This window comes from Streptomyces lothianensis (assembly GCF_047779955.1).
In the GTDB taxonomy this organism is placed as follows: domain Bacteria; phylum Actinomycetota; class Actinomycetes; order Streptomycetales; family Streptomycetaceae; genus Streptomyces.
On sequence record NZ_JBLMKT010000041.1, the window covers coordinates 20835 to 42044 of the forward strand.

14 protein-coding genes are annotated in these 21210 nt (G+C 70.5%); 9 read left to right on the forward strand and 5 right to left on the reverse strand.

Annotated features, from left to right (window positions below; translation table 11 throughout):
- Positions 1-10: 10 nt before the first annotated feature.
- Complete coding sequence (locus ACLF6P_RS14810; protein WP_415950718.1) at positions 11-442, reverse strand: VOC family protein; 432 nt, start codon at positions 440-442, stop codon at positions 11-13.
- Between the two features lie 117 nt (positions 443-559).
- Here ACLF6P_RS14810 and ACLF6P_RS14815 point away from each other — a divergent pair, with 117 nt between their 5' ends.
- Positions 560-3550 carry a bifunctional [glutamine synthetase] adenylyltransferase/[glutamine synthetase]-adenylyl-L-tyrosine phosphorylase gene (locus ACLF6P_RS14815; RefSeq protein ID WP_415950719.1) on the forward strand — a complete coding sequence of 997 codons (2991 nt, stop codon included), beginning with the start codon at positions 560-562 and terminating at the stop codon, positions 3548-3550.
- A 111-nt stretch (positions 3551-3661) separates the two neighbouring features.
- Here ACLF6P_RS14815 and ACLF6P_RS14820 read toward each other — a convergent pair whose 3' ends face one another.
- Positions 3662-4576: a phosphatase PAP2 family protein gene (locus tag ACLF6P_RS14820; RefSeq protein WP_415950720.1), complete on the reverse strand. Its 915-nt coding sequence runs from the start codon at positions 4574-4576 to the stop codon at positions 3662-3664.
- 147 nt (positions 4577-4723) lie between these two features.
- On the reverse strand, positions 4724-5740 hold the full coding sequence (locus ACLF6P_RS14825) for a LacI family DNA-binding transcriptional regulator (RefSeq protein ID WP_415950721.1): 1017 nt from the start codon (positions 5738-5740) through the stop codon (positions 4724-4726).
- 299 nt (positions 5741-6039) lie between these two features.
- Between ACLF6P_RS14825 and ACLF6P_RS14830 the strand changes: the two genes are divergently transcribed.
- The 7 genes from ACLF6P_RS14830 to pulA all read left to right on the forward strand — a co-directional run bounded on the left by ACLF6P_RS14830 (position 6040) and on the right by pulA (position 19258).
- Positions 6040-7314 (forward strand): extracellular solute-binding protein, encoded by a 1275-nt coding sequence (locus ACLF6P_RS14830; protein WP_415950722.1) that lies wholly within the window; start codon positions 6040-6042, stop codon positions 7312-7314.
- 116 nt (positions 7315-7430) lie between these two features.
- Positions 7431-8309 carry a carbohydrate ABC transporter permease gene (locus tag ACLF6P_RS14835; protein ID WP_415950949.1) on the forward strand — a complete coding sequence of 293 codons (879 nt, stop codon included), beginning with the start codon at positions 7431-7433 and terminating at the stop codon, positions 8307-8309.
- Between the two features lie 8 nt (positions 8310-8317).
- A complete protein-coding gene (locus ACLF6P_RS14840) occupies positions 8318-9166 on the forward strand; it encodes a sugar ABC transporter permease (RefSeq protein ID WP_415950950.1) in 849 nt (282 codons plus the stop codon).
- A gap of 134 nt (positions 9167-9300) precedes the next feature.
- Positions 9301-10947, forward strand: coding sequence for a glycoside hydrolase family 13 protein (locus ACLF6P_RS14845; protein ID WP_415950723.1), 1647 nt, complete (start codon positions 9301-9303; stop codon positions 10945-10947).
- Positions 10944-11993 (forward strand): LacI family DNA-binding transcriptional regulator, encoded by a 1050-nt coding sequence (locus ACLF6P_RS14850; protein ID WP_415950724.1) that lies wholly within the window; start codon positions 10944-10946, stop codon positions 11991-11993. Before ACLF6P_RS14845 ends, ACLF6P_RS14850 begins: the two co-directional genes overlap by 4 nt.
- Positions 11994-12147: 154 nt before the next feature.
- On the forward strand, positions 12148-13863 hold the full coding sequence (locus ACLF6P_RS14855) for a carbohydrate-binding module family 20 domain-containing protein (RefSeq protein WP_415950725.1): 1716 nt from the start codon (positions 12148-12150) through the stop codon (positions 13861-13863).
- A 112-nt stretch (positions 13864-13975) separates the two neighbouring features.
- Positions 13976-19258: a pullulanase-type alpha-1,6-glucosidase gene (gene pulA, locus ACLF6P_RS14860; protein WP_415950726.1), complete on the forward strand. Its 5283-nt coding sequence runs from the start codon at positions 13976-13978 to the stop codon at positions 19256-19258.
- 99 nt (positions 19259-19357) lie between these two features.
- Here the strand turns inward: pulA and ACLF6P_RS14865 are convergent, their stop codons facing one another.
- Positions 19358-19876, reverse strand: a complete 519-nt coding sequence (locus tag ACLF6P_RS14865; protein ID WP_415950727.1) for a GNAT family N-acetyltransferase — start codon at positions 19874-19876, stop codon at positions 19358-19360.
- Positions 19877-20041: 165 nt separating this feature from the next.
- Here ACLF6P_RS14865 and ACLF6P_RS14870 point away from each other — a divergent pair, with 165 nt between their 5' ends.
- Positions 20042-20389: a 5-carboxymethyl-2-hydroxymuconate Delta-isomerase gene (locus ACLF6P_RS14870; protein WP_415950728.1), complete on the forward strand. Its 348-nt coding sequence runs from the start codon at positions 20042-20044 to the stop codon at positions 20387-20389.
- Positions 20390-20442: 53 nt separating this feature from the next.
- Here the strand turns inward: ACLF6P_RS14870 and ACLF6P_RS14875 are convergent, their stop codons facing one another.
- Positions 20443-21183, reverse strand: a complete 741-nt coding sequence (locus ACLF6P_RS14875) for a TetR/AcrR family transcriptional regulator (protein ID WP_415950729.1) — start codon at positions 21181-21183, stop codon at positions 20443-20445.
- Positions 21184-21210 lie beyond the last annotated feature (27 nt).

Here is a 21210-nt window from a genome sequence, read left to right on the forward strand (position 1 = left end):
GAACGGTTGACTACCGCTCCGACAGCGGAGCCGGTGCCTCCTGCAGCACCCACCCGTTGCCGTCCGGGTCCTCGAAGGTGGCGAAGGAGTTCCAGGTCTCGCCCTTGCCGGGCTCCCAGCCCGAAGGGCCGACGTGCATGACCTCCGCGATCTCCAGGCCGCGGGCGGTCAGCTCCGCGTGGGCGGCCTCGATGTCCGTGACGCAGAGCTGCAGGCCCTGCAGCGTGCCGGGCGCCATGGACCGCTGCCCCGGCGGGGTCGGCATGCCCTCCCCCAGGGCGATCGAGCAGCGCGAGCCGGGCGGGGTGATCTGGACGATGCGGACCCCCGGGGCGACCTGCTGGTCGAGGTCCACCTTGAACCCGCACTTGTCGGCGTAGAACTCCTTGGCACGGTCCACGTCCGAGACCGGCACGATGACTACTTCCAGTGTGTACTCCATGGACTCACTCTGGTCCGCGCGCCGGGCCTCCGCCACCGGTTCGGCCCTACCGGTGCCTGGGAGGCGCGTGGCCGCTGCGGCTAGGCTCGGGCATGATCGACGGAGAAGGGGTCGGACATGACCGTGCCGGGGCGCAGGAGCAGTACCTTCACTCGGCTGCTGCGGTACGGATTCACCGACCCGTCCGGGAGTGAGCGGCTGCTCGGCAGTCCGCATCTGGCCGAGTTGCAGTCAAGCCCCGTGCTGCTCGACGCGCTCGGTGCCACCGCCGATCCCGATCTCGCGCTCCTTGGCCTCGTACGGCTGACCGAGGCGCAGCCTGATGCGGAGCAGCGGCGGATGCTGCTCGACACGCTGCTTGCGAGCAAGCCGCTCAGGGACCGGCTGCTCGGGGTGCTGGGGGCGTCGGAGGCGCTGGCCGATCATCTGGCGCGGCATCCCGGCGACTGGCATGCGCTCGTCACGTACGAGGCGAGTGATCTGCATCCGGGGGTGGAGGAGTTCGAGCGGGGGCTTGCGAGCGCCGCCGATCCGGTGGAGCTGCGGGTGGCGTACCGCAGGTGCCTGCTTTCGATCGCCGCGCGGGATGTCTGCGGTACGACGGATGTGGCGCAGGCCGCCGCCGAACTGGCCGATCTGGCCACCGCGACGCTGCGCGCCGCCGTCGCGATCGCCCGCGCCGACGCGCCCGACGACGACGCCCTGTGCCGGCTCGCGGTGATCGCGATGGGCAAGTGTGGTGGGCATGAGCTGAATTACGTGTCGGACGTCGACGTCATCTTTGTGGCGGCCGCCGCTGAGGGGGCGGAGGAGGGCAAGGCGCTTCAGGCCGCCACCCGGCTTGCCTCGCACATGATGCGGATCTGTTCGGAGACCACCGTCGAGGGCACCATCTGGCCCGTGGACGCGAATCTGCGGCCGGAGGGCAGGAACGGGCCGCTGGTGCGGACCATGGCCAGCCATCTCGCGTACTACCAGCGCTGGGCCAAGACCTGGGAGTTCCAGGCGCTGCTCAAGGCGCGGCCGGTCGCGGGCGATCCCGACCTGGGCCGGGAGTACGTGGAGACGCTGGCGCCGCTGGTGTGGCAGGCGTCCGAGCGGGAGAACTTCGTGCCCGACGTGCAGAAGATGCGCCGCCGGGTCGTCGACGCCATTCCGATGGCCGAGCTGGAGCGGGAGCTGAAGCTCGGGCCCGGAGGGCTCAGGGATGTCGAGTTCGCCGTGCAGCTGCTGCAGTTGGTGCACGGGCGGGGGGACAGCTCGCTGCGGAGCGGCTCCACGCTGGAGGCGCTGGGGGCGCTCGCCGCCGGCGGGTACGTGGGGCGCGCGGACGCGGCGCAGCTCGACGAGGCCTACCGCTTCCTGCGGTCCATGGAGCACCGCATCCAGCTGTACCGGCTGCGCCGCACCCATCTCGTACCCGAGGACGAGGCCGATCTGCGGCGGCTCGGGCGTTCGCTCGGGCTGCGCGCCGAACCCGTCACCGAACTGAACCGGGCCTGGCGGCGGCACAGCGCGGCCGTGCGGCGGCTGCACGAGAAGCTGTTCTACCGGCCGCTGCTCGACGCCGTCGCCCAGCTCGCGCCCGGGGAGACGCGGCTCTCCGCGGACGCGGCGCGCGAGCGGCTCGTGGCGCTCGGCTACAACGATCCGACGGCCGCGCTCAGGCACCTGGAGGCCCTTGCGTCGGGGGTGAGTCGCAAGGCCGCCATCCAGCGCACGCTGCTGCCGGTGCTGCTCGGCTGGTTCGCGGACTCCGCCGACCCGGACGCGGGCCTGCTCGGCTTCCGCAAGGTCTCGGACGCGCTCGGCAAGACGCCCTGGTACCTGCGGCTGCTACGGGACGAAGGCGCCGCCGCCGAGAACCTCGCCCGGGTCCTGTCGGCCGGGCGGCTCGCCCCCGATCTGCTGATGCGCGCGCCCGAGGCGGTGGCGCTGCTCGGCGACCCGCGCGGCCTGGAGCCGCGCGACCACGCGCACCTGGAGCAGGAGATCCTCGCGGCGGTGGGCCGTGCGGACGATGCCGAGCAGGCGGTGGCCGCGGCGCGCGGCGTGCGGCGGCGTGAGCTGTTCCGTACGGCCGCGGCCGACCTGATCCGGTCCTACGGCACCGAGGAGCACCCGGCGGAGGTCGACCCCGGCGCCTTGGTGGACCGGGTCGGCGGCGCGGTCTCCGACCTGACCGCCGCGACGCTCGCCGGTACGCTGCGGGCGGTGGTCCGGCAGGGCTGGGGCGATGAGCTGCCGACGCGGTTCGCCATCATCGGGATGGGGCGCTTCGGCGGGCACGAGCTCGGGTACGGCTCCGATGCGGATGTGCTCTTCGTCCACGAACCGCGCGAGGGCGTGGACGAGCAGGAGGCGACGAAGGCGGCGCGGGCGGTGGTCGCCGAGATGCGGCGCCTGCTCGAGATCCCCAGTCAGGATCCGCCGCTGCTGATCGACACGGACCTGCGGCCCGAGGGGAAGAACGGGCCGCTCGTGCGGACGCTCAAGTCGTACGAGGCGTACTACCGGCGCTGGTCGCATGTGTGGGAGAGCCAGGCGCTGCTGCGGGCGGAGCCGGTGGCAGGGGACGAGGACCTCGGGCGCCGGTTCGTGGACATGATCGCGAGTCTGCGTTACCCGGCGGAAGGGCTGGGGGACGATGCGGTGCGGGAGATCCGGCGGCTCAAGGCGCGGATGGAGACGGAACGGCTGCCGCGCGGGGCGGATCCGAACCTGCACGCCAAGCTGGGGCGGGGCGGTCTTTCGGACGTGGAGTGGACGGTGCAGTTGATGCAGCTGCAGCACGGGTGGGTGGAGCCGGGGCTGCGTACGACGCGTACGCGGGAGGCGCTGCGGGCGGCACAGGCCGCCGGGCTGATCTCCACGGAGGACGCGGCGGTGCTGGATGAGGCCTGGGTGCTGGCCACCCGGGTGCGGAACGCGGTGATGCTGGTGCGGGGGCGGGCGGGGGACACGTTTCCCTCGGAGGGGCGGGAGCTTGCCGCTGTCGGGCGTTACCTGGGGTACGGCCCCGGGTTGGTCGGTGACCTGCTCGATGACTACCGGAGGGTTACGCGGCGGGCTCGGGCCGTCGTGGAGGAGCTGTTCTACGGGGCGTGAGAGCGCGCCCACCCAGCTGTGGGCAGTCGTGCCGCGGGACGGCACGGGTGGGCACAGCGGCACCCCGCGCGGAGCGCGACCGACCCCGCACCCGGGCGAGCCGGTGCGGGGTCAGACCCGGGTGAGTACCGGTTCCGCGGGTTCGTGCGAGGGCACCCGGCGGGGGAGGCGGAACGGAAGGGTTCCGTACCAGGCGGAGACGACCGCGAAGCCGAAGGCAAGGCACAGCGCGCCGCCCACCGCGTCCAGCCAGAAGTGGTTGGCCGTCGCGATGATCACGACGAGGGTGGCCGCCGGGTAGAGCAGGCCCAGGATCCTCGCCCAGGGCGCCTTGGCCAGGGCGAAGATGATCAGCCCGCACCACAGTGACCAGCCGATGTGCATGGAGGGCATCGCCGCGTACTGGTTGGTCATGTGTTTGAGGTTGCCGGAGGCCATCGAACCCCAGGTGTGGTGCACCAGGACGGTGTCGACGAAGTTCTGGCCCTCCATGAGCCGCGGCGGGCAGAGCGGGAAGAGGTAGAAGCCGATGAGCGCGACACCCGTGGTGAGGAAGAGGACCGTGCGGTGGGCCGCATAGCGGCCGGGGTGCCTGCGGTACAGCCACACCAGGACGCCGATCGTCACGATGAAGTGCAGGGTCGCGTAGTAGTAGTTCATGCCGACGATGAGCCATGTCACCGAGTTGACGGCCCGGTTGAAGGCCTCTTCGAAGCCGAGCCCTATCGCGTGCTCGGCGCGCCAGATCCAGTCGGCATTGCGCATCGCCACGGCTTCCTGCTCGGGCACGGCATTGCGCACCAGCGAGTACAGCCAGTAGCTGACGCCGATGAGCGCGAGCTCGATCCAGATCCGCGGGCGCCGCGGCCGGCGCAGCCGCTGCCACAGCGTGCCCTCGGCAGCGGTGCTCCCGGTCGTCCCGCGCCCTTCGGCGCCCGACTCACGCGCCTCGGCGTCCGTTTCGTCCCCCTTGGGTGGCGCTGCGGCCGTCCGGCCGTCCAGTGTCTTCACAGTCGTGTCACCCATGGAAGGAGAGTCTGCCAGATGCCCACACCCTCCTGATCATCCCTTGGTCGGGTCTTGTACGCATCCAGTCCGACCTTTGGACTACGGGCCGCCCAGGGGTGCACGGGGTGCGGGTCACGGAGTGTCCCGGCGGGCACAGGGCGTCACTCACTGCGGTGCCGAAGCGGTTGAACCGCGGACCACCAGCTCGGGCATGAAGACGAACTCGGTGTGCGGGGCCGGCGTCCCGTCGACCTCCTCCAGGAGCGCCCGCACGGCCGCCTGCCCCATCGCCGTGACCGGCTGGCGGATCGTGGTCAGCGGAGGGTCGGTGAACGCTATGAGCGGGGAGTCGTCGAAGCCGACCACCGAGACGTCACCGGGCACCGTGAGGCCGCGCCTGCGCGCCTCGCGGATCGCGCCGAGCGCCATCAGGTCGCTCGCGCACACCACCGCCGTGCAGCCGCGGTCGAGCAGCGCCGAGGCCGCGGCCTGGCCGCCTTCGAGCGAGTACAGCGAGTGCTGCACCAGGCCGAGCGCCTGGGCCGCGTCGAGCCCCAGCCGTTCCCGCATCGCGCCCACGAAGCCCTCGGTCTTGCGCTGCACCGGCACGTACCGCTCGGGGCCGAGCGCGAGCCCGATCCGGCGGTGGCCGAGCGCGGACAGGTGGCTGACGGCCAGGTCCATCGCGGCCCGTTCGTCGGGCGAGACGAACGGCGCCCGCACCTGTGGCGAGAAACCGTTGATCAGTACATGCGGGACGCCCTGTGCGCGCAGCCGGTCGTAACGCCGCGTATCGGCGGTGGTGTCCGCGTGCAGACCGGAGACGAAGATGATGCCGCTGACGCCGCGGGCGACGAGCATCTCCGTCAGCTCGTCCTCGGTGGAGCCGCCGGGCGTCTGGGTGGCGAGTACCGGGGTGTAGCCCTGGCGGGTGAGCGCCTGGCCGATGACCTGGGCGAAGGCCGGGAAGATCGGGTTGTCGAGCTCGGGCGTGATCAGCCCGACCAGGCCCGCGCTGCGCTGCCTGAGGCGCACGGGCCGTTCGTAACCGAGGACGTCGAGTGCGGCAAGCACTGATTCGCGGGTGGTCGCGGCCACGCCGGGCTTGCCGTTGAGCACGCGGCTGACTGTGGCTTCGCTGACCCCCGCCTGGGCTGCGATGTCGGCGAGCCGTGCGGTCACGGCACTGGACTGTACCGGTCGGCGCGCGGAATGCCCACCGAGTGTGTATGAGTCGCTCCGCGGCGCGATTGCGCGCATCCTGCAAGCTCTTGCAAGTCGGCGTTGCGGTGCTTGCAGTTCGGTGCATCCGTGACCGCACGCCGGTATACAGCCGATCAGGGAGAAGGGAAGGTAACGATCCGCATCTCTTGCAGAAAGTTCCCGCAAAGTCTTTCCATCAGCTTTCGGCCTTGTTACGTTCCTGGCCGAACCCGGGGCCGCGCAGGGGCGGCCGGGATGGGGCATCCGAAGGAGAACTCATGCGGCGTGGCATATCGGCCACCGCGCTGGTCGCGGCGATCGCTCTGGCGGCGACGGCCTGCGGCGGGGACGACGGTGGTGACAAGGGCGGCAAGAGCGCCTCAGGTGAGCTGACCGGCGAGGTGGTCTTCTGGGACACCTCCAACGACGCCGAGAAGGCCACGTACAAGGAGCTCGCCGAGGGCTTCGAGAAGCTGCACCCGAAGGTCGACGTCAAGGTCGTCACGGTGCCGTTCGGCGAGGCGAACGCCAAGTTCAAGAACGCGGCGGTGGAGGGCTCCGGCGCCCCGGACGTCATGCGCACCGAGGTCGCCTGGGTCGCGGACTTCGCCAACCTCGGCTACCTGGCTCCGCTCGACGGCACCGCGGCCATCGACAAGGCGGACGACTACCTCGAACAGGCCGCCGCCTCCACGAAGTTCGGCGACAAGACCTACGCGGTCCCGCAGACCATCGACACCCTCGCGCTCTTCTACAACAAGAAGATGCTCAAGGACGCGGGCGTCGAGGTGCCCACCTCCTTCGAGGAGGTCGGGTCCGCCTCCGCGAAGATCAAGGAGAAGAGCGGCAAGACCGGCTTCTACCTGCGCGGCGACGACCCGTACTTCTACCTCCCGTACCTCTACGGCGAGGGCGGTGACCTCCTGGACACCGAGAAGAAGGAGATCACCGTCGACGGCGAGGCCGGTGCGCAGGCCTTCGCCGTGATGAAGGACCTCGTCGACTCGGGGGCCGCGACCACCGACGCCTCCGACGGCTACAACAACCAGCTGAACGCGCTGAAGAACGGCGATGTCGCCATGGCCATCGACGGCCCCTGGTCGATCGAAGGCGTTCTGGCCGGCAAGGAGTTCGAGGACAAGGCCAACCTGGGCGTCGCCCCGGTCCCGGCCGGATCCGAGCGCGCCGCATCGCCGCAGGGCGGCTGGAACCTCTCCGTCTACGCGGGCTCCGGCAACCTCGACGCCTCCTACGAGTTCGTGAAGTACATGAGCTCCGCGAAGGTGCAGCAGCAGACCACCGAGAAGCTGAGCCTGCTTCCGACCCGCAAGTCGGTCTACGACGTGGACTCGGTCAAGAACAACCAGATGGTCCAGTTCTTCAAGCCGGCCGTCGACAAGTCCGTGCAGCGGCCCTGGATCCCCGAGGCCAACGCGCTGTTCGAGCCGATCCGGCTGCAGATGCAGAAGGTGCTCAGCGGTGACGCATCGCCCAAGGACGGGGCGAACGGCATCGGCAAGGCGTACGAGAAGCTCCTCAAGGACTACAAGTAGCCGTGACTCAGCTCACCGAGAAGCAGGGAACGCCGGCCGCCCCCACCAGGAAGGCGGCCGGCCGGCCCCCGGGGCGCCTGCGCCGGGCCCTGTCCACGCACTGGTACGCGTGGGCGATGGTCGCCCCGGTCGTCACCGTGATCGGCGTGATCATCGGCTGGCCCCTGGCGCGAGGCATGTACCTGTCGACGACGAACGCCGACGAGGCGAACGTCGAGCGCACCATCGGCGTCAACCACATCCCCGCGACCTACGAGTCCGTCGGCCTGGACAACTACACGGCGATCCTGACGGACAGCGTCTTCTGGGACCGGCTGGGCTGGACGCTGGTGTGGACGGTGTCCTGTGTGACGCTGTCGTTCGCGCTCGGGCTCGGCCTCGCCATGATGCTCAACCGCAAGGTGCGGGGCCGCGGCTTCTACCGGATGGCGCTCATCCTGCCGTGGGCGGTGCCGGCCTTCGTCTCGGTGTTCACCTGGCGCTTGCTGTTCAACGAGCGCAGCGGTCTGCTGAACTCGCTGCTCACGGGCGGCGGCATCGACGCGATTCCGTGGCTCAACGACCCGACCTGGGCGAAGATCTCGGTGATCATGGTCAACGTCTGGCTCGGTGTGCCGTTCATGCTGATCGCCATGCTCGGCGGACTGCAGTCCATCCCCGGCGACCTGTACGAGGCCGCCGAGATGGACGGCGCGAGCGCCTGGCAGCGCTTCAGGCACATCACCCTGCCGGGGCTCAAGCCGGTCGCCTCCACCGTCGTCCTGATCAGCGGCATCTGGACCTTCAACATGTTCCCGGTGATCTTCCTGCTCACCCGGGGCGGTCCCGGTGACTCCACCGAGATCCTGGTGACGTACGCCTACCGGCTGTCCTTCGTCGTCAGCCCCCGCGACTACGCGGGCTCCGCGGCCTGGGGTGTGCTCATCCTCGCGCTGCTCTCGCTCTTCGCGGTGATCTACCGCCGTGCGCTCCGCAAGCAGGGAGACGTCTGGTGACCAAGACCATGACAAAGAAGAAGCCGCGGCTGCGCGGCGAGCGCGGCCCGCTCGCCTCCGCCGGCCTGCACCTCACGCTCCTCGTGGCGAGCGTCATCGCGGTCTTCCCGCCGCTGTGGCTGCTCGTCACCTCGTTCAAGCCGAAGAGCGAGGCCTTCACCACCGACCTGGTCAAGGACTTCACGCTCGGCAACTACGACCACGTCCTGAACGAGACCGAGTTCCTCACCTGGCTCGGCAACTCGCTCATCGTGGTCGGCCTGACCACCGTGATCGGCGTGTTCATCTCCTCGACCACCGGATACGCGGTCAGCCGCTTCAAGTTCCCCGGGATGCGGCCGCTGATGTGGCTGCTCCTGATCACGCAGATGTTCCCGGTGGCCGTCCTGATCGTGCCGCTGTACACGCTGCTCGCGAACCTGGGGCTCCTGAACCAGCCGGCCGGCCTCGTGATCACCTATCTGACGATCGCGATCCCGTTCTGCGCCTGGATGATGAAGGGCTACTTCGACACCATCCCGGTGGAGATCGACGAGGCCGGACGGGTCGACGGGCTCAACCCCTTCGGGGTGTTCTGGCGGCTCATCCTGCCGCTCGCCAAGCCCGGCCTCGCGGTCACCGGCTTCTACAGCTTCATCACCGGCTGGGCCGAGGTCGCCTACGCCTCCGCCTTCATGACCGGCGAGGAGAACCTCACCCTCGCGGGCGGACTGCAGACCTTTGTCAACCAGTACACCAGCGACTGGGGTTCGCTGACCGCCTCCGCCGTCATCGTCGCCGTACCGGCCGCGGTGATCTTCGGATTCGCCCAGCGCCACCTGGTGGCCGGACTGACCGCCGGTGCCACCAAGTCGTGACGAACCGCAGTGACGAACCGCAGTGATGAACAGCCGTGACCGAGACGTCCTGACCATCCCGACCGAGCAGCCGTGACGGAGAAGTCGTGACCGATCAGCCCGTATTGACGAACCACCCGACTCACAGGGACGACATGACTTCTGAGCTCTCCGCCGACTGGTGGCGCGATGCCGTGATCTACCAGGTCTATCCGCGCAGCTTCGCCGATGCCGACGGAGACGGCATGGGCGATCTGGAAGGCGTACGCAGCAGGCTGCCGTATCTGCGCGAGCTCGGCGTCGACGCGGTGTGGCTCTCCCCGTTCTATGCCTCGCCGCAGGCCGACGCCGGCTACGACGTGGCCGACTACCGCGCCGTCGACCCGATGTTCGGCTCGGTCGAGCACGCCGAGGCGCTCATCCGCGAGGCCCACGCACTGGGCCTGCGCGTGATCTTCGACGTCGTGCCGAACCACTCCTCGGACCAGCACGACTGGTTCAAGCGCGCCCTCAAGGAAGGCCCGTCGTCCCCGCTGCGTGCGCGCTACCACTTCAAGCCCGGCCGCGGCGCCGACGGCGAACTGCCGCCCAACGACTGGGAATCCGTCTTCGGCGGACCCGCCTGGACCCGCACCACCGACCCGGACGGCACGCCCGGCGACTGGTATCTGCACCTGTTCGCCCCCGAGCAGCCCGACTTCAACTGGGAACACCCCGCGGTCGCCGACGAGTTCCGCTCCATCCTGCGCTTCTGGCTCGACCTGGGCGTCGACGGTTTCCGCGTGGACGTCGCCCACGGCCTGGTCAAGGCCCCAGGCCTGCCCGACATCGGCAGCCACGACCAGCTCAAGCTGCTCGGCAACGCCTCGATGCCGTTCTTCGACCAGGACGGCGTACACGCCGTCTACCGCTCCTGGCGCAAGGTGATCGAGGAGTACCCGGGGCAGCGGATCGGCGTCGCCGAGGCCTGGACGCCGACCGTCGAGCGCACCGCCCGCTACGTACGCGAGGACGAACTCCACCAGGCCTTCAACTTCCACTACCTGGCCACCTCCTGGGACGCGGCCGAGCTGCGCGAGGTCATCGACAGCTCGCTCGCCGCCATGAAGTCCGTCGGCGCGCCCGCCACCTGGGTCCTGTCCAACCACGACGTCACCCGGCACGTCACCCGCTTCGCCAACCCGCCCGGCCTCGGCACCCAGCTGCGCACCCCCGGCGACCGCGCACTCGGGCTGCGCCGCGCGCAGGCGGCCACCCTCCTGATGCTGGCGCTGCCCGGCTCCGCCTACATCTACCAGGGCGAGGAACTGGGCCTGCCCGACGTCACCGACCTGCCCGACGAGGCCCGCCAGGACCCCTCGTTCTTCCGGGTCGCCGGCCAGGACGGCTTCCGCGACGGCTGCCGGGTGCCCATCCCCTGGACCAGGGAAGGCAGCTCGTACGGCTTCGGGGCGGGCGGCAGCTGGCTGCCGCAGCCCGAGGAGTGGGCCGGGCTGAGCGTCGAGGCGCAGAGCGGCGCCCCGGGCTCGACCCTGGAGCTGTACCGTGAGGCGCTCGCCCTGCGGCAGTCGCATGCCGGCCTCGGCGCGGGGGAGTCCGTGCGCTGGCTGCCCGCGCCCGAAGGCGTGCTGGCCTTCGCCCGTGAAGGCGGCTTCGTCTGCACGGCGAACACGACGGACGAGCCCGTACGCATGCCGGCGCCCGGCGGCAAGGTGATCCTGTCCAGCGGCGCCGAAGCACCCGCGGACGACGGGCAGCACGTCGAGCTGCCCGCCAACTGCACGCTCTGGTGGCAGACGTGAGCATCCCCACCGCGCGGGGCGGGGACACCCCCGCCCCGCGCCTGGCCGACATAGCCGCCCAGGCCCGCGTCAGCGAGGCCACCGCCAGCCGGGTGCTCAACGGCAAGGCGGGCGTCGCCACCGCCACCCGGCAGCGGGTGCTCGCGGCGCTCGACGTGCTCGGCTACGAGCGGCCCACCCGGCTGCGGCAGCGCAGCGCCGGGCTCATCGGCCTGGTGATCCCCGAGCTGACCAACCCGATCTTCCCGGCCTTCGCCCAGGTCATCGAGCAGGTCCTGGCCGGACACGGCTATACGCCGGTGCTCTGCACCCAGATGCCCGGCGGCGCCACCGAGGACGAACTCGTCGAGCAGCTCGAACAGCGCGGCGTCAACGGGATCGTCTTCCTGTCCGGCCTGCACGCCGACTCCACCGCCGACCCGGCGCGCTATGAACGCCTCCGCGCACGCGGTATCCCGTTCGTGCTCGTCAACGGCTACCACCCCGAGATCGAGGCCTCGTTCGTCTCACCCGACGACAAGGCGGCCGCGGGCATGGCCGTACGGCACCTCGTCGAGCTCGGCCACGAGCGCATCGGGCTCGCGGTGGGCCCCACCCGCTATGTACCCGCCCGGCGCAAGGCGGAGGGTTTCACCGACGCGCTGCACGAGCTGCTCGGCCTTCCGCGGGGGGATGCCGAACTGCTCGTCCAGCGCACCCTGTTCAGCGTCGAGGGCGGCCAGGCGGCCGCCGGGCTCCTGCTCGACCAGGGCTGCACCGGCGTGGTCTGCGCCAGCGACCTGATGGCGCTCGGCGCGGTCCGCGAGGCGCGCCGCCGCGGCTTCGAGGTACCGGGCGAGGTGTCCGTCGTCGGCTACGACGACTCGCCGCTGATCGCGTTCACCGACCCGCCGCTGACCACCGTGCGCCAGCCCGTCAAGGCGATGGCCACGGCGGCGGTGGGGGCTCTCCTCGAGGAACTGCACGGCAACCCCGTACAGCCCACGGAGTTCGTGTTCCAGCCGGAGCTCGTCGTGCGAGGGTCCACGGCCCAAGTGCGGCGTTGAGCAAGTCCGTTCCACCACGCGCCGTACGAGGGCGATCCGCTGTGAGCCGCCCCCGTACGGCGCGGAGCAAGGCCGCACGTCAGCACGCCCGCATTTCAGCACGTCAGCACGTCAGCACGTCACTGGATCCACTTTCCTCAGAGCCGGAGGACCCATGACCCGCAGCAGAGCCCGAAGAGCCGTCGTCGCCCTCGCGACGGCCGGCCTGGCGGGCGCCGTGTTGAGCGCCCCCACCGCACAGGCCGCACCGCCCGGTGAGAAGGACGTCACCGCCGTCCTCTTCGAGTGGCGTTTCGACTCCGTCGCCCGCGAGTGCACCGACACGCTGGGCCCGGCCGGATACGGCTACGTACAGGTCTCCCCGCCGCAGGAGCACATCCAGGGCGGCCAGTGGTGGACCTCGTACCAGCCCGTCAGCTACAAGATCGCCGGACGCCTCGGTGATCGCACCGCCTTCAAGAACATGATCGACACCTGTCACGCGGCGGGCGTCAAGGTCGTCGCCGACTCGGTGATCAACCATATGGCGGCCGGCGACGGCACCGGCACGGGTGGCTCCCCGTACACCAAGTACGACTACCCCGGGCTCTACTCCGGCGCGGACATGGACGACTGCCGCTCCGAGATCGGCGACTACCGGGACCGCGCCGACGTACAGAACTGCGAGCTGGTCGGCCTCGCCGACCTGGACACCGGCGAGGAGTACGTCCGGCAGGCCATCGCCGGCTACCTCAACGACCTGCTGTCGCTCGGCGTGGACGGCTTCCGGATCGACGCGGCCAAGCACATGCCCGCCGGCGACCTCGCGGACATCAAGTCCCGGCTGACCGACCCCGGGGCCTACTGGAAGCAGGAGGCGATCCACGGCGACGGGGAGGCCGTCTCGCCCAGCGAGTACCTCGGCAACGGCGATGTGCAGGAGTTCCGCTACGCCCGCGGCCTCAAGCAGACCTTCCTGAACGAGAACCTCGCCCACCTGAAGAACTACGGCGAGGGCTGGGGCTTCATGGAGTCCGGGAAGTCCGCGGTCTTCGTGGACAACCACGACACCGAGCGCGTCGGCGACACCCTGAACTACAAGAACGGCTCCGCCTACACCCTCGCCAACGTCTTCATGCTGGCCTGGCCGTACGGCTCCCCGGACATCCACTCCGGATACGAGTGGTCCGACAAGGACGCCGGGCCGCCCGACTCCGGCACGGTGAACGCCTGTTACCGCGACGGCTGGAAGTGCCAGCACGCCTGGAACGAGATCTCGTCCATGGTGGCCTTCCGCAACGAGGCGCGCGGTCAGGGCGTCACGGACTGGTGGGACAACGGCGGCGACCGGATCGCCTTCGGCCGCGGCGACAAGGCGTACGTGGCGATCAACCACGAGGGATCCGCGCTCACCCGCACCTTCCAGACCTCGCTCGCGGCGGGCGACTACTGCGATGTACAGAGCGGCAAGGGCGTGAGCGTCAACGGCTCCGGCCAGTTCACGGCCACCGTCGAGGCCGGTACGGCCCTCGCCCTGCACACGGGCGCCAGGGACTGCACCGGCACGACCGAGCCCGGCCCCGAGCCCGGCCCGGTCACCTCGGGCGCGTCCTTCAACGTGAACGCCACCACGGTCTGGGGCCAGAACATCTACGTGGTCGGCGACTGCGCCGAGCTCGGTGCCTGGAACACCGGCAGCGCCCTCAAGCTCGACCCGGCCGCCTACCCCGTCTGGAAGCTGGACGTGGCGCTGCCCGTCGGCACCGGCTGCGAGTACAAGTACATCCGCAAGGAGTCGAACGGCGCGGTGACCTGGGAGAGCGGTGCCAACCGCTCGTTCACGGTGCCCGCGAGCGGCACCGTGACCCTGAACGACACCTGGCGCGCCTGAGCACCTTCCCGCCAGGACGCGCCCCCTGAGCCGCGGGCCGCTTCACGCCTATCCATACCCCGCTGCTGTGAAGCGGCCCGCACACTTTCCACCTCACAAGGAGATCCGGACCGTGACCGGTGCACGCCCGCATGCCCGAAGAGCCGCCGCCGCGACCGCAGTCGCGCTGCTCGCGGCACTGACTCCGGCCGTACCGGCCGCGGCGAAAGCCCCGCCCCCACCGCCCTCGGACGCCAAGCTCGCCGCCGAACCCTCCCGCCACGACCTGACCCGCGAGCAGTTCTACTTCGTGCTGCCCGACCGGTTCGCGAACGGCGAGAAGGCCAACGACCGTGGCGGACTGACCGGTTCGCGCCTGACGACCGGCTTCGACCCCGCCGACAAGGGCTTCTACCAGGGCGGCGACCTCAAGGGCCTCACCGAAAAGCTCGACTACATCAAGGGCCTCGGCACCACCGCCATCTGGATGGCGCCGATCTTCAAGAACAAGCCCGTCCAGGGCGCGGGCAAGGACGCGAGCGCCGGCTACCACGGCTACTGGATCACCGACTTCACCCAGGTCGACCCGCACTTCGGCAGCAACAAGGACCTGGAGCGGCTGATCGACAAGGCCCATGACAAGGGCATGAAGGTCTTCTTCGACGTCATCACCAACCACACCGCCGACCTGATCGACCACGCCGAGCAGGAGTACGGCTACAAGCCCGCCGGCGCCTACCCGTACCTCGACGCCAAGGGCCGCCCGTACGCCGACGACGCCCCACCGCGCAGGAAGCCGGGCACGGAGACCTTCCCGTACACCCCGGTCGTACGCGACGGCGGCGAGCGCAAGGTGCCCACCTGGCTCAACGACCCCACGCTGTACCACAACCGGGGTGACTCCACCTTCGCCGGCGAGTCCTCGACCCAGGGCGACTTCGCGGGCCTGGACGACCTGTGGACCGAGCGTCCCGAGGTCGTCGAGGGCATGGCGAAGATATACAAGCGCTGGGTGCGCGACTTCGACATCGACGGCTTCCGGATCGACACCGTCAAGCACGTCGACCTGAAGTTCTGGACCGAGTGGGCCACCGCCCTCGACTCCTACGCGAAGAAGAAGGGCCGCGAGGACTTCTTCATGTTCGGCGAGGTGTACTCCGCCGACACCGACATCACCTCGCCGTACGTCACCGAGGGCCGCCTCGACTCGACGCTCGACTTCCCCTTCCAGGACGCGGCCCGCGCCTACGCCTCCCAGGGCGGCTCCGCGAAGCGCCTGGCGAAGGTCTTCGCCGACGACTACAAGTACACGAGCGGCAAGTCCAACGCGTACGAGCAGGTCACCTTCCTCGGCAACCACGACATGGGCCGCTTCGGCACCTTCCTGAAGCAGGACAACCCCGAGGCCGACGAGAGCGAACTCCTGGCCCGCTACCGGCTCGCCAACGAGCTGATGTTCCTCTCCCGCGGCAACCCGGTCGTCTACTACGGCGACGAACAGGGCTTCACCGGCGCGGGCGGCGACAAGGACGCCCGCCAGACCCTCTTCGCCTCGAAGACCGCCGACTACCTGGACGACGACCAGCTCGGCACCGACCGCACCCACGCCACCTCCGCCTACGACCCGCGGCACCCCCTGTACCGGCAGCTCGCCGAGCTGGCGGAACTCCGCAGGGCGCATCCGGCGCTCGCGGACGGGGTGCAGCAGGAGCGGTACGCCGACGACTCGGTGTACGCCTTCTCCCGCACGGACGCCGGCTCGCGCGTCGAGTACGTCGTGGCCGTCAACAACGCGGGCGAACCACGGAAGGTGCAGGTCCCCACCGGATCGGCGGGCATGGACTTCCGGGCCGTCCACGGCGGTTCGGGCAGCTTCACCAGCGGCAGTGACCGGAAGGTCGAGGTCACCGTCCCCGCGTACGGCAGCCTGGTCCTCAAGGCCGCGGCACCGCTCGCCGAGCCCGCCGCCGCGCCCTCGCTGAGTCTGAAGGCCCCCGCCGCGGGCGCCACCGGCCGCGTCGAGCTCACCGCCGACGTGGACGGCGGACAGCTCGACCGGGTCGTCTTCGCCGCACAGCAGGGCCGCGGCAAGTGGCGGGTCCTCGGCTCCGCCGACCACGCGCCGTACAAGGTGACGCACCACATCACCGCACCGGCCGGAACCTCCGTCCGCTACAAGGCCGTCGCCGTCTCCTCCGACGGCCGCACCGCGAGCGATCTCGCGGAGACCAGGGCGGGAGCGCCGCCCGTGGAGCCCCCGCCGAGTGCGGTGCAGCGCGAGTACGCGGTCGTGCACTATCAGCGGACCGACGGCGACTACGACGGCTGGCAGCTCAAGTCCGGTGACCGGACCGCGGACTTCAGCGGGCGGGACGCCTACGGCGCCTTCGCCTGGGTGAAGCTGCCGGAAGGCGCCACTCAACTCCCTTACACCATCGAGAAGTCCGGCACTCCGGACGGCCCGCAGCGCACCCTCCCGCTTGCCGACACCGGCGAGGTCTGGGTCGAGCAGGGCAAGGACGGGCAGGCCACGAGCGCACCGGACGGCGCCTACCCGCCGCAGGACAAGAACAAGGCCGTCCTGCACTACCACCGCCCCGACGGCGACTACGAGGGCTGGGGCCTGCACACCTGGACCGGCGCCGCGAACCCCACCGACTGGGCGAAGCCGCTCCTGCCGTCCCGCACCGATGCCTATGGCGCGGTTTACGAGGTGCCGCTCGCGGACGGGGCCACCTCGCTCAGCTACATCCTGCACAAGGGCGACGAGAAGGACCTCCCCGCCGACCAGTCACTCGACCTCGCCACCACCGGACACGAGGTCTGGCTGATGAGCGGCCAGGAGCGGTATCTGCTGCCGCAGCCCAAGGCCACCAAGCCCGACTACACCAAGGCCGAGGCCATCTGGCTCGACCAGGACACCGTGGCCTGGAACGGCGTGAAGTCGGCCGTCTCCACCCAGCTCCTGTACGCGCGGAACGGTGACCTCGACCGGGCGCGCTGGCTGCGCCTGTCGAAGACCTCGCTCACGGACGCGCAGAAGCAGAAGTTCCCGCACCTCGCCGCCTACACGGCCTGGAAGGTCGACCCGCGCGACCGCGACCGGGTACGCGAGGCCCTGCGCGGCCGGGTGGTCGCCACCCAGCGCGCCGCGAACGGCGCCGTGCTCGCCGGGACCGGCGTCCAGCTCGCCGGCGTCCTCGACGACCTGTACGCCACCGGCACCTCGCTCGGCCCGGTCTTCGACGCGAAGGGCGTGCCCACGCTGAAGCTGTGGGCGCCCACCGCACAGTCCGTGGCGCTCGAACTCGACGGCCGCAGGCTCGGGATGAAGCGTGACGAGGACACCGGGGTCTGGTCGGTCAGGGGACGCAGGTCCTGGAAGGGGAAGCCCTACCGGTATGTGGTGAAGGTCTGGGCGCCCAGCGTCGGCAAGGTCGTCACCAACAAGGTCACCGACCCGTACTCCGTCGCCCTCACCACCGACTCCGAGCGCTCCCTGATCGTGGACCTGTCCGCCAAGTCCCTGGCCCCCGAGGGCTGGTCGAAGCTCAAGAAGCCGAAGGCCGTCCCGCTGAGCCAGGCGCAGATCCAGGAGCTGCACATCCGGGACTTCTCCGTCGCCGATCCGACGGTCCCGGCCGCGCACCGCGGCACGTACGCGGCCTTCGGCGACACCTCCGGCCGGGGCATGGAGCACCTGCGCGAGCTGGCGGCGGCAGGCACCTCGTACGTCCATCTCCTGCCCGCCTTCGACATCGCCACCATCCCCGAGCGGGACGCGAAGGGCGTCGGCTGCGATCCGGCGCAGTACGCGGCCGACTCGGAGCGGCAGCAGGAGTGCATCGCACAGACCGCCGCGAAGGACGCGTACAACTGGGGCTACGACCCGTACCACTACACGGTCCCCGAGGGCTCCTACGCCACCGATCCCGAAGGCCCCCGGCGCACCGTCGAGTTCCGCGAGATGGTGCAGTCGCTCAACGAGGCGGACCTGCGGGTGGTCATGGACGTGGTCTACAACCACACCACCGCGAGCGGCCAGGCGAAGACCTCCGTGCTCGACAAGATCGTGCCCGGCTACTACCAGCGGCTGCTCGCCGACGGCAGCGTCGCCACCTCCACCTGCTGCGCGAACACCGCGCCCGAGAACGCCATGATGGGCAGGCTCGTCGTCGACTCGATCGTCACCTGGGCGCGCGAGTACAAGGTCGACGGCTTCCGCTTCGACCTCATGGGCCACCACCCGAAGGCCAACATCCTCGCCGTGCGCAAGGCGCTCGACGCACTGACCCCGGAGAAGGACGGGGTCGACGGCAAGAAGATCATCCTCTACGGCGAGGGCTGGAACTTCGGCGAGATCGCCGACGACGCCCGCTTCGAACAGGCCACGCAGGAGAACATGGTCGGCACCGGCATCGCGACCTTCTCCGACCGGGCACGCGACGCGGTACGCGGCGGCGGTCCCTTCGACGCCGACCCGCGCGTACAGGGCTTCGGCTCCGGGCTGCACACCGAGCCCAACGGCTCGCCCGCGAACGGCACCCCGGCCGAGCAGAAGCAGCGGCTCCTGCACTACCAGGACCTCATCAAGGTCGGCCTCACCGGAAACCTCGCCGACTACACCTTCACCGACAGTTCAGGCCGCGAGGTCAAGGGCTCCGAGGTCGACTACAACGGGGCACCCGCCGGATACGCGGCCGCTCCGGGCGAGGCACTCGCCTACGCCGACGCCCACGACAACGAGACCCTGTACGACGCGCTCGCCTACAAGCTCCCGCCGGGTGTGAGCGCCGACGACCGGGCCCGTATGCAGGTCCTTTCCATGGCCACCGCGGCCCTGTCCCAAGGGCCCTCGCTCTCCCAGGCGGGCAGCGACCTGCTGCGCTCCAAGTCCCTCGACCGCAACTCCTACGACAGCGGGGACTGGTTCAACGCCATCCACTGGGACTGCCGCGACGGCAACGGCTTCGGCCGCGGACTGCCGCCCGCGGCCGACAACCGCGACAAGTGGCCCTTCGCCAAGCCGCTCCTGACCGGCGTGCCGACCGTGGGCTGCGCGCAGATCGACGGGGCCTCGGCCGCCTACCGCGACCTGCTGCGGATCCGCACGACGGAGCCCGCCTTCCGGCTCGACGATCTCGCCGCCGTGCAGCGCGAACTGTCCTTCCCGCTCTCCGGCGCGCAGGAGACCCCCGGGGTGATCACCATGCGTCTCGGTGACCTCGTGGTGGTCTTCAACGCGACCCCGAAGCGGCAGGCACAGCGCCTCGACGCGCTCGCGGACAGCGGCTACCGGCTGCATCCGGTGCAGGCCGCGGGCGGCGATACGGTCGTCAAGTCCGCCTCGTACGAGGCGGAGACAGGGACCTTCGCCGTACCGGGCCGTACCGTCGCGGTCTTCACCCGCGGCTGACCGGCCCGTCCCCTGCAGTCACCGCGGTGCCTTTGGGCGCCGCAGTGACGGCAGGGGGCTCCGGGACCCGGCGGAGCGCCCAGGGACGTGGGCAGGGCCTCAGGCGAGCGCTTTCTCCAGGAGCGTCACCCCGTACTTGCTGCCGCCCGCCCCCTCCTTGAAGGGCTGCTCGCCGACCACCGCGTACCCGGCCCCCTCGTAGTACGCGCGCAGCCGCGGGTTCGACGTGACACAGTCGAGGCGGCACAGGGTGCGTCCCGCCGCCGCGGTGCGGCGCTCGGCGTCCGCGAGCAGGGCGCGCCCGGTGCCGGACGGGGCGCCGCGGCGGGTCATCAGCCGGTGCACGTACCCGGCCACCGGCGGCTGCTCGCCCCACGCGGGCACGTCCTCCCACCACAGCTCGTACGCCCCGGCGAGCTCCCCGGCGGCGTACGCCATCCAGACCTCGCCCTCCGCGATCCGCCGCCGGAAGTGCTCCTCGCCCTTCTCGCCCGGCTTCCACTGATCGATCCCGCTCTCCTGCATCCACCGCGCGGCCCCGTCGTAGAGCGCCACGAGGGCGGTGAGGTCGGCGGGGGAGTCGGTGGCCTGCCGGTAGGCGAGTTGTGTGGTGATCATGCCGCTCAGTATGCGAGGGCGGGGTCCGGCCGCGATCGGCGGGCCGGTCCGCCGTACGCTCGGCGGTAGGAAGCTGTTGTCGAACTCCGCTTCGATCAGACCCTCGGGCCCCGGAGCGGGGTTTGACAACAGCTCTGAGCACAGGCCAGCAACCCGGAGTACGCCATGCCCCAGATCACCGTCGACCACCCCGCCCACCTTGCCGAGTCCCTCGACCGGCGCGGTTTCGCTCTCGCGCTGCACCCGCTCGTGGTGGAGCTCGCCGACGCCCGTCTCGCGGCCTGCAAGACGCGGTTCCGTGTCACGGAGGAGAACGTGATCGGTGCGGACGTGGGGGGCCCGGGTGTGCTGCACATCGAGATCGCGCTGCTCGCGGGGCGGAGTGAGGAGGTCAAGAAGCGGCTGGCTTCGGCGGTGGTCGAACTGGCCGGTTCGTACGTGGCGGGCACGGCCGTCGAGGGGCACGTCTCGGTGGAGGTACGGGACCTGGACGGGTCGTACTCGAAGGTCTGAGGTCGAAGGTCTGAGGTCGGAGGCCTGACGTCGGAGGTCTGAGGCCTCAGGTCTCAGGGCCGTGCCTGAGGCTGAGGCCGCGGTGCCAGCGTCACCAGCCGTTGCACCAGTTCCCCGAACGGGCCGTCCGCCGGCTCGTCTTCGAGGACGCGTGCCAGGATCCGCGCCATCTCCTCGTCGTACGCGGCACTCACCGCAATGAGCGCCGCGAAGTCGTGTACGAGCTGCAGTTCCAGCTCCCGGCGCGGAATCCGTCGCCCGTCCAGCCAAAGCAGCGCCGTCGACTCTGCGAGCGACACCCAGGAGCGGATGACGAGTTCGAGCCGCGCGGGCGGCTGCCCGATCCCGAGGTGCCGCAGGATCTCCTCGTACGCGGCCTGCCGCACCGAGTCGATGAGCGCGTAGGTGTCGGCGGCCGTGTCCGGCGCGCCCCCGAGGCCCGCGTTCACCGCGGGCCCGCCCCGCATGAGCGCCGAGAACCCCGGCCCGTGCTCGTCGACGAACTCGAAGAACCGGCCCATGACCCGCAGCAGCCGCGCCCCGAGCGGCCCTTCGCAGGGTTCGACGAACCGCCCGGCCAGATCCTCGGCGGCCCGCTTCAGCGCCGCCTCGTACAGGCTGAGCTTGCCGGTGAAGTAGTGGTAGACGAGCGGCCGGGAGATTCCCGCGGCCGCCGCTATCTCGTCGATGGAGACCTCGTCGGGGGAGCGGTGGCTGAACAGCTCCAGCGCCACGCCGATGAGCTGCTGCCGCCGCTCCTCGACCGTCATCCTGCGCCGCACCCCGGTGGTCATATGAACACCTTAACGGCCACTCGCCGA

Bases quoted from the DNA above. Each gene is read 5' to 3' on its own strand.
- ACLF6P_RS14835 (WP_415950949.1), top strand. From the start codon at position 7,431: ATGGTCGCCCCGGTCGTCACCGTGATCGGCGTGATCATCGGCTGGCCC.
- ACLF6P_RS14870 (WP_415950728.1), top strand. From the start codon at position 20,042: ATGCCCCAGATCACCGTCGACCACCCCGCCCACCTTGCCGAGTCCCTC.
- ACLF6P_RS14855 (WP_415950725.1), top strand. From the start codon at position 12,148: ATGACCCGCAGCAGAGCCCGAAGAGCCGTCGTCGCCCTCGCGACGGCC.
- ACLF6P_RS14865 (WP_415950727.1), bottom strand. From the start codon at position 19,876: ATGATCACCACACAACTCGCCTACCGGCAGGCCACCGACTCCCCCGCC.
- ACLF6P_RS14815 (WP_415950719.1), top strand. From the start codon at position 560: ATGACCGTGCCGGGGCGCAGGAGCAGTACCTTCACTCGGCTGCTGCGG.
- ACLF6P_RS14875 (WP_415950729.1), bottom strand. From the start codon at position 21,183: ATGACCACCGGGGTGCGGCGCAGGATGACGGTCGAGGAGCGGCGGCAG.
- ACLF6P_RS14845 (WP_415950723.1), top strand. From the start codon at position 9,301: ATGACTTCTGAGCTCTCCGCCGACTGGTGGCGCGATGCCGTGATCTAC.
- ACLF6P_RS14830 (WP_415950722.1), top strand. From the start codon at position 6,040: ATGCGGCGTGGCATATCGGCCACCGCGCTGGTCGCGGCGATCGCTCTG.
- ACLF6P_RS14810 (WP_415950718.1), bottom strand. From the start codon at position 442: ATGGAGTACACACTGGAAGTAGTCATCGTGCCGGTCTCGGACGTGGAC.
- ACLF6P_RS14820 (WP_415950720.1), bottom strand. From the start codon at position 4,576: ATGGGTGACACGACTGTGAAGACACTGGACGGCCGGACGGCCGCAGCG.
- ACLF6P_RS14840 (WP_415950950.1), top strand. From the start codon at position 8,318: ATGACAAAGAAGAAGCCGCGGCTGCGCGGCGAGCGCGGCCCGCTCGCC.